Below are 7,631 nucleotides of genomic sequence, written 5' to 3'. Positions count from 1 at the left end.
GGATAATTTGTTGCGGTAAAAAATTTTCTCAACACTACTCTATTTTTCAAATGTATACGGATAAAAAAAAATTATTCAAAATTCGTTTTCAAAATAATGATTTGAAATTAGCGGACTGAAAAGCTCAAAAACGATAAAGCGGAAAAGAAATTCTAAACGGAAAAAAGTACTTTAGCTAACAATATATATTTCCAATTGTGGCTTTGTGTCCTGCGGACACAGACGCTGATGCGTCAAATTCAGTTCTTTTTATTATCTTTAATTCCTAATTCCCACAACTGACAAATATACGGGACCGTTAGGTGTCATAAAAAGCCAATGAAGTCCATTAAAATTAAGGCTAGTGAATTAAAAGAAATAACGTTATTTCTAATTGATAATGAAATAATATTTCATCCTATTATTTCACCAATTGGATATCCTGATTTCACTGGTTATGAAAATAAAAATTTCATATTGATATTAGATAGAAATTTCATAATTCCAATAATTAGATTGTTGAAAACAGGAGAAATTAAAGATAAATTTCTTCTAAAACTCATAGGTTCGTTAATTTTTTGGGCAGATTTTAATCAGATAAAACTAACAGCAGGAATAGCATTATCTGAATATTCTCAACAGAAAAAAAATAGTTATAATGCAAATATTGAGAACAACTTATTTCAAAATATTTTTGAAAAGTACAGTCCAAAACAATGGCTAAATTTCGCTTTAGGAAAAAATGAAACCATAAAACCAGCTGAACTCAAAGAAAAGAGTGAGCATAATTTTTTCATCGAAAGTGAGCATTATAAAATGCATTATTTAGAAATGCTGAAAATTTCACAGTTATACTTTAATAACGATATTTCAATTGTAAATAAATTTAAGATTTTACATAACTGGGTTTATAATAATATATTGATTTGTAAATACACTTCATATTTTTCAGTTTTAGTTTTTGCAGAAAAAAGTAAAATTTTTAAAAAACAAACAGTGAGTTTTGAAAATATTCTGAAAATTTGTAACAATGAAGCCTGGGATTTGACTTATTTGTCATTTTGGAGTACACAGTATTACTACGAAGAGAAATCTCAAGATATATATCTTTTTGCCACGAGAGATAAAGAAATGAAAGACTTATTTAAGCTAACACATAAAGAATCATTAGAAATTTACACAGATACTTTTGGAAATAAAATTGGAAAAGAAATTATAGAAACACTAGAACAAATATATTTACCAAGGGAAAAACCTGAAATAAATTCAAAAATATTAGATAAACTGATAATCGAAGAAAAACAAATATTGAAAACTAATTTAGAAAATTACGCCACCTAACACCGTGTATAATTAATGGCTGGTTCTCGCTTACTTACGAAAATCCTCACGGATTTTCTATTCGGTTTTTATTTGCTAAATTGGATCCTTAAACACGCCACTAATCATACACAAACACGTTAGGCAAAATTTGAATGGAACACTTTAAACACATAAAAGTAACAACAACTTCTTCACTTCAAAATGTAGAAATTGAAGAATATATTGAGCCGATTTCAGTCAGTATTGTAATTGGAATGAATTTTTTTAAAGACTTTTTATCTGGCTTTCGGGATATTTTTGGTGGAAAATCAAATACTTACACAAAGTCATTAGAAAAAATAAATCAACAAGCCATTTACGAATTAAAAAAGCGTGCTCATTATTTAAAAGCAAACTACGTTATCGGACTGACAATCGAAAACGACGAAATTGCTGCTCAAGGAAAATCAATGCTAATGGTTACAGCAATGGGAACTGCTGTTCGAGTTGCTAGACAAAACAAAGAAGTAATAAATAATTCAACATCAATTGATTTAGAAGCTTTTGAACAACTTGAACTGAAAACCAATTTTCTAAAAAAAGCAGAAAACGACAATCTAAATTTGAGCGAAAATAATTGGAATTTAATAATAGAAAATCAAATTTCGGAATTAAGCTCATTCTTACTAAATAAGCTGACAGAGAACCCAAACTCAACAGATTTTAAAGACAACTTAAAGGCTTTTTTTGAAAATATAGATAGAGAATTAGCAACAACAGAAATCTTTACATTTTTAGAAAATAATGGAGAAAAAGATTTAAAACCAGTTTTCAACATTGCAAAAGAATTAAACTTGGTTGACTTCGATAAAAACCTTTTGTTATTATCAAGCGACAATCAAAACCTAAATAATATTGGAGCTTTAATATCTGGAGTTCATAAAAAAACCTATTTCAAATCGGACATAAAAGCAATCAAAGAAACTATTGATAAATTGGAAAGTAAATTTCCTATTAAAGTTGAGTTTTACCAAACTTTAGACAATTTGACAAGAAAAGACATTGAAGTTTGGAAATGCGAATGTGGAAAAGAAAACAGTTTAGAACGAGAAATTTGCAGAGGTTGTAATAAAGACATTCACGGACTTAAAAACTCAAACATTAATCTGAAAGAAATAAAAGAAAATTTAAAACATAGATTAGAAATATTAGAAAAAAACTTTGCCTAACACCGTATAATTCCAACTAAGGTTTAGTTGTGTCCTGCGGACACAGACGCAAAAGCGTCAAAGTTAGCTCTTTTTATTATCTTTACTCCTAACCTTCCCTTAGCTGGGAAATTATACAAAACCGTTGGGTACAATACGGACGAACAGCGAAAAACCAATCAAATTTTGTAGATTTGTGAAAAAGAATATTGAATGTATAAAACATCAGAAATAGTAGCACAATACGGAATTACAGAAAGCCGATTAAAAGAATATATAATTAAACAAAACATTCCTGTTGTTAATGAAGAGGAAATTTCAAAAAAGTACTTTCAAACAATCTTATCATTTATTGAAAACACAGAAGATAGAATCGAAAAAAGATTAAAAAAAGCAGAAGCTACTTTTAAATATAATTCTGATAAAAATAAAGTATCTATATATCAAGATGATGCTATTTCTTTCTTAAAGAAATTACCTTCAAACAGCGTTGATGTTATTGCAACTGACCCAGCTTATTCAGGAATGAATGATAAACTTAAATTGGGAAAAGGTCGAATAGTTGGCAAGTACGCAGATAAAGGAAAAGAAAACGGGAAATGGTTTGGAGAGTTTGAAGATAGTGAAGAAAACTACAATGAATTTTTATCTGAATGCAGAAGAGTTTTAAAAAAATCAACAGGACATATCTATATTATGTTTGACTCCTATTCTCTTTTGAGTTTAGGTAATGTAGTTCGCAGTCATTTTGATGTAAAAAATCTAATTACTTGGGATAAAGTAAATATAGGAATGGGACATTATTTTAGGAGACGACACGAATATATAATTTTTGCAACAAACGGAAATACTCGAAAAATTAGAAATAGAAAATTTCCAGATGTTTGGCGATTTAAAAGAATACATAGTTCAAAATATCCAACCCAAAAACCAGTAGAAGTTTTTCAAGCTATGCTACACGCTAGTACTGAAGAAAATTTTACTGTCTGTGACCCTTTTCTAGGTAGTGCATCTTCTGCAATTGCTGCAATAAAAAACAATTGCAATTACATTGGATGTGATATTTCTGACAAGTCAATAGAAATTTCTAATTCAAGAATATCTGAATTTTTAGAAACAGGAAAGGATAATATACAAACCAAATCAATGGCAGTTGATGATAAAATTTTCTGGGAATAGTTATGGCAAATTTAAGTAAAACAAAAGCATTGTTTGCTTTTACATCTCCAAGAACAATCGAGAAAATAATTCCAGAAATTAAAATTTTAACTGAAAATTTTGAAGGCCAAAAATGGTCAGGTAATGACCAAGTACAGATTGATTTTTTTCAAACTCTGTTTGATTCAAAATATTATGAAGGAGACTCTTTTCCTGCAAATCCTGCTTTAGCAGCTAGAGATAGGATTACAAGAGCTCCAAAGGCTTTGGGATTTGTTGATTTAAAGCCAACAGTAGAACTTACGGAAGCTGGTAAACTTCTATTAACCGAAAAAAGATTAGATGAAACATTCACAAGGCAACTTTTAAAATTTCAACTACCTTCGCCTTATCACACAAAATCTAGAACAGTAGATTTTAGTGTAAAACCATATCTTGAATTGTTAAGATTAGTTAAAGTACTTGGAAGTATTTCAAAAACAGAAATTGCATTGTTTTTTTCACAATTAACAAACTATAATGATTTTGAAACGGTAGTTTCAAAAATCAAAGATTTTCAAAAGAATTCAAAGCTATATAAAGGCAGTCGTAAAATGTATGTAGCTGAATGCTTTGAAAATGAAATAATTGAAATTTTTCATCAAGAAGTACAAGATAAAAAATTAAAAACAAGAGAAAGTTCAGATACTTCATTGCAAAAATTCATAAAAACTAAACGTGCAAATATGAAAGACTATGCAGATGCATTTGTCAGATATATAAGAGCTACAGAATTAGTTACATTTCAAAAAAGAACTTTTAGATTAATTATTTCTCCTCAAAAAACTGAAGAAGTAAACTACATTTTAAAAGAAGTAGATAGAAAACCTTCGGTTTTCAAAAATACTTCTGAATTCAAAAATTATTTATTCAATCCATTTTCAATTAAATTATTATCTGACAACAGAAAGCTATTAATTAAACAAATTGAAAGTTTAGGACTTTCTGAATTTGACAAAACTATTTCAATCGAAGGACTAAAAGATATTTTAGACAGGTTGAGAATTTCTGTGAAGTCTAAAAACATAGAAGAAAAGAAAAAGGAATTAAAAGACTATAAAGAACTTCCAGATATTCTTGAAGTATTTGAACAAATCAAGAAAAAAGAAGTGCCTGATGCTCCTTTATTCCTAGAATGGAACGTTTGGAGAGCATTAGTTATGCTTAATTATGCGAAAAGAGTTGATGGTAACTTTATTATGGATATTGATGGAATGCCACTCAATTATGCTCCAGGTCAAAAACCAGATATTGAATCTGAATATACAGATTTTGGTATTATAACAGAAGTTACAATGTCAGGTGGAAACACTCAATATAAAATGGAAAGTGAGTCTGTACCAAGACATTTTGGAAAAGCAAAAGAACTTCTAAAGAAGGAAATGTACTGCTTATTTGTCGCTCCGAAAATTAGCGAAGGAACATTAGCACATTATTTCAACCTAAACAGATTTAATACTAAACTATATGGCGGAAAAACCAAAATCATTCCTTTGAGTATTGACCAGTTTATAGAATTTATTAAGTCTGGAATTGAAAATAAATTTAATAACCCTGAAAAACTCAAAAATTGGTTAGAAAAACAATGGTTGAATAATCAAGAAATGGAAGACGAAAATGTTTGGAGTGCAAATATTGATAGTAGTATTTTAAAATGGGCTTCCTAAAAAAAGTACTGTACCCAACACCGTATAACAACAATTGCGGCTCTGTGTCCTGCGGACACAACCGCGCAAGCATAAAAGTCGGGAATTTTAGCTATCTTAGTTTTAAAACAATCCGCAACTGATTGTTATACAAGACCGTTGGCATTAATAAAACAAAACTCAAACGAATGATAATATTTTTGGGAATAATGATTTGTTTAATTATAAGTTTTGTTATCTTTTTTAAACCAACATTAACCGATAAAAAAACGGATATTGAATTTGACTCGTACAATCATATATGGGAGAATGAATTAGAGAACTGGTCAATTTTAACTTCATTCTCTGAATTAAAAATATTGAAAAAATATGCTGGAGAATTAAGGATGGGACCTGGATTTTTTCATATCAAAACGGAATCAAACAATATTTTCGGGAAAGAATTTTATGGAGATTGGTTCTATCGAATAGAAAATGGAATTTATCTACAGAAATGGAATTCAAACCCAATAAAAAACGGAATTCGAACTAAAGCCGATAATGATTTGATTTTTTATGACCGAATAAAAAACGAAATAAGAATTATTGAAACTGGAATAGAATCGTTTCATTGGAAAATGGAAAAAGACGAACTTGGATTAAGTTTGATTTCTAATAATGGAAAAACAGAAGAACGAATAAGAATTACTAATGCCAACAATGGCTATAATTAATACGGGTTTTGGTGTTTAATCCAAAAGTTAGTGTATTTTTATAATGTCGTCAAATCATTTTGATTTGACTTTTGAAAAGAAAAAAATAAAAGCAAACAAAATGCTTCGCCTTAGTGCTAAATCGGAAAGCCTCCGCTTCCCTATTCCCGCACTAATCATAGCCGAAGCCGTTACCACACATTTGGAATGACTTTTGTACATTATTTAAAGTTAAATCATTATATTTGAATTGTTATGTCAACAGATAGAAGAAAAATATTAAGCGCTAGATTTAGAACAGCCGGAGCATCTGGAAGAAAACTGCACGTTATGTCGAGAAAAGGACATTGGGTTGTTTTTAGAGAAGGCTCGGAAAAAATAATTTCTGAATTTGACACAAAGAGAAATGCCATACTGAATGGTAAAAAAATTCTTAGTGCTGAGCAAGCTAATGTTTTAGTAGTTCATAAAACTGACGGAACTGTTGAGAAACTTCAAACAGCCGAATAATTTTTATGGCATTTGAAGATAATATTTTCATAAATTGTCCATTTGACAAAGAATACAAACCAATCCTAAAAATCATTGTATTTAGCTCTATTTATCTAGGCTATAAACCTTTATTATCAGAAACAATAAATTCGGCAGACTCTAGAGTCGAAGGTATTCAAGATTTAATTTCTCAAGCAAAATATAGCATTCACGATTTATCAAGAATGGAATCTACAAAAAAAAACGAGTTAGCTCGTTTCAATATGCCTTTCGAACTAGGTATTGATATTGGTTGTAAAAGATTCGGTAATGCTGATATGAATGAAAAATGTTTGCTTATTTTAGATAAAATAAAATATCGTTATCAAAAATCAATTTCAGATTTATCAGGCAATGATATTGAAATTCATAATGACGACCCTGAAACAGCTTTAAGGAAATTGAGAAATTGGATTTTTAAGATTAAAGGAACTAAAATTGATAGTGCCAACAAAATATGGAGATTATACAATGAGTTTAATGGAGATTTCTTTGAAATAGCTAAATCTGATGAATTGAGTGATGCAGATATAGCAGATATGCCTTGGGACGAACTTTGTCTCTACATTTCTGAATGGAAAAAAGGAAGAGATAACTTCGAATAAAAACGTGTGGTAACACCGTGTATAATTTATTGCTAGTTCTTGCCTACTTACGAAAGTCCTCGCGGACTTTCTATCTGTGATTTATTTGCTAACTTTAGTTTTTAAACACGCAACGAAATCATACACAAACACGTTGTAACACATTTGAGAAATTTATGAACTTAAAAAAAATACTATCTGATTTTGGAAGTTGGATTTTTATTGGACTTACATTTTTAGGGTTTATAATTATTTATGCAGGTGTTGGCGGAAGAGGAAGATATAATCCAACAGGAGATATAAATTGGTATTTTATTGGAGTTGGAATCATTTTAATATTACCATTTATAATTTATATGATTAAAATTAAATTGATGGTAAAAAAATCATCTGACGAAAATGCGGAACGAATCAATGAATTGATATATAATGGATATAAAGTAATTGTTAATCTATATGATATAGAAATTAAAAGCAACAGTTACAAACAAG

At 29.2% G+C, this 7,631-nt stretch carries 8 protein-coding genes; all 8 read left to right on the top strand.

Translation table 11 applies throughout. The features are described from left to right. Positions 1–318: 318 nt before the first annotated feature. Positions 319–1,320, top strand: a complete 1,002-nt coding sequence (locus BUC03_RS14505; protein WP_073153706.1) for a hypothetical protein — start codon at positions 319–321, stop codon at positions 1,318–1,320. A 134-nt stretch (positions 1,321–1,454) separates the two neighbouring features. Further along, positions 1,455–2,510, top strand: coding sequence for a YbjQ family protein (locus tag BUC03_RS14500; protein WP_073153704.1), 1,056 nt, complete (start codon positions 1,455–1,457; stop codon positions 2,508–2,510). A 192-nt stretch (positions 2,511–2,702) separates the two neighbouring features. Continuing rightward, complete coding sequence (locus BUC03_RS14495; RefSeq protein WP_073153703.1) at positions 2,703–3,668, top strand: DNA-methyltransferase; 966 nt, start codon at positions 2,703–2,705, stop codon at positions 3,666–3,668. A gap of 2 nt (positions 3,669–3,670) precedes the next feature. Next, positions 3,671–5,353, top strand: coding sequence for an AlwI family type II restriction endonuclease (locus tag BUC03_RS14490; protein WP_073153701.1), 1,683 nt, complete (start codon positions 3,671–3,673; stop codon positions 5,351–5,353). Between the two features lie 167 nt (positions 5,354–5,520). Next, a complete protein-coding gene (locus BUC03_RS14485) occupies positions 5,521–6,045 on the top strand; it encodes a hypothetical protein (protein WP_073153699.1) in 525 nt (174 codons plus the stop codon). Between the two features lie 234 nt (positions 6,046–6,279). Next, positions 6,280–6,534, top strand: coding sequence for a DUF2188 domain-containing protein (locus tag BUC03_RS14480; RefSeq protein WP_073153697.1), 255 nt, complete (start codon positions 6,280–6,282; stop codon positions 6,532–6,534). Positions 6,535–6,539: 5 nt separating this feature from the next. Then, positions 6,540–7,160: a hypothetical protein gene (locus BUC03_RS14475; RefSeq protein WP_073153695.1), complete on the top strand. Its 621-nt coding sequence runs from the start codon at positions 6,540–6,542 to the stop codon at positions 7,158–7,160. A 155-nt stretch (positions 7,161–7,315) separates the two neighbouring features. Beyond that, on the top strand, positions 7,316–7,631 hold a 316-nt coding region (locus tag BUC03_RS14470; protein ID WP_143159214.1), incomplete at its 3' end, for a hypothetical protein.

The organism is Mesonia phycicola (assembly GCF_900141885.1).
In the GTDB taxonomy this organism is placed as follows: domain Bacteria; phylum Bacteroidota; class Bacteroidia; order Flavobacteriales; family Flavobacteriaceae; genus Mesonia; species Mesonia phycicola.
Note: the sequence above shows the minus strand (reverse complement) of the source record. Positions and strands in the feature narration are given on the sequence as shown.

Bases quoted from the DNA above. Each gene is read 5' to 3' on its own strand.
- BUC03_RS14505 (WP_073153706.1), top strand. From the start codon at position 319: ATGAAGTCCATTAAAATTAAGGCTAGTGAATTAAAAGAAATAACGTTA.
- BUC03_RS14500 (WP_073153704.1), top strand. From the start codon at position 1,455: ATGGAACACTTTAAACACATAAAAGTAACAACAACTTCTTCACTTCAA.
- BUC03_RS14495 (WP_073153703.1), top strand. From the start codon at position 2,703: ATGTATAAAACATCAGAAATAGTAGCACAATACGGAATTACAGAAAGC.
- BUC03_RS14490 (WP_073153701.1), top strand. From the start codon at position 3,671: ATGGCAAATTTAAGTAAAACAAAAGCATTGTTTGCTTTTACATCTCCA.
- BUC03_RS14485 (WP_073153699.1), top strand. From the start codon at position 5,521: ATGATAATATTTTTGGGAATAATGATTTGTTTAATTATAAGTTTTGTT.
- BUC03_RS14480 (WP_073153697.1), top strand. From the start codon at position 6,280: ATGTCAACAGATAGAAGAAAAATATTAAGCGCTAGATTTAGAACAGCC.
- BUC03_RS14475 (WP_073153695.1), top strand. From the start codon at position 6,540: ATGGCATTTGAAGATAATATTTTCATAAATTGTCCATTTGACAAAGAA.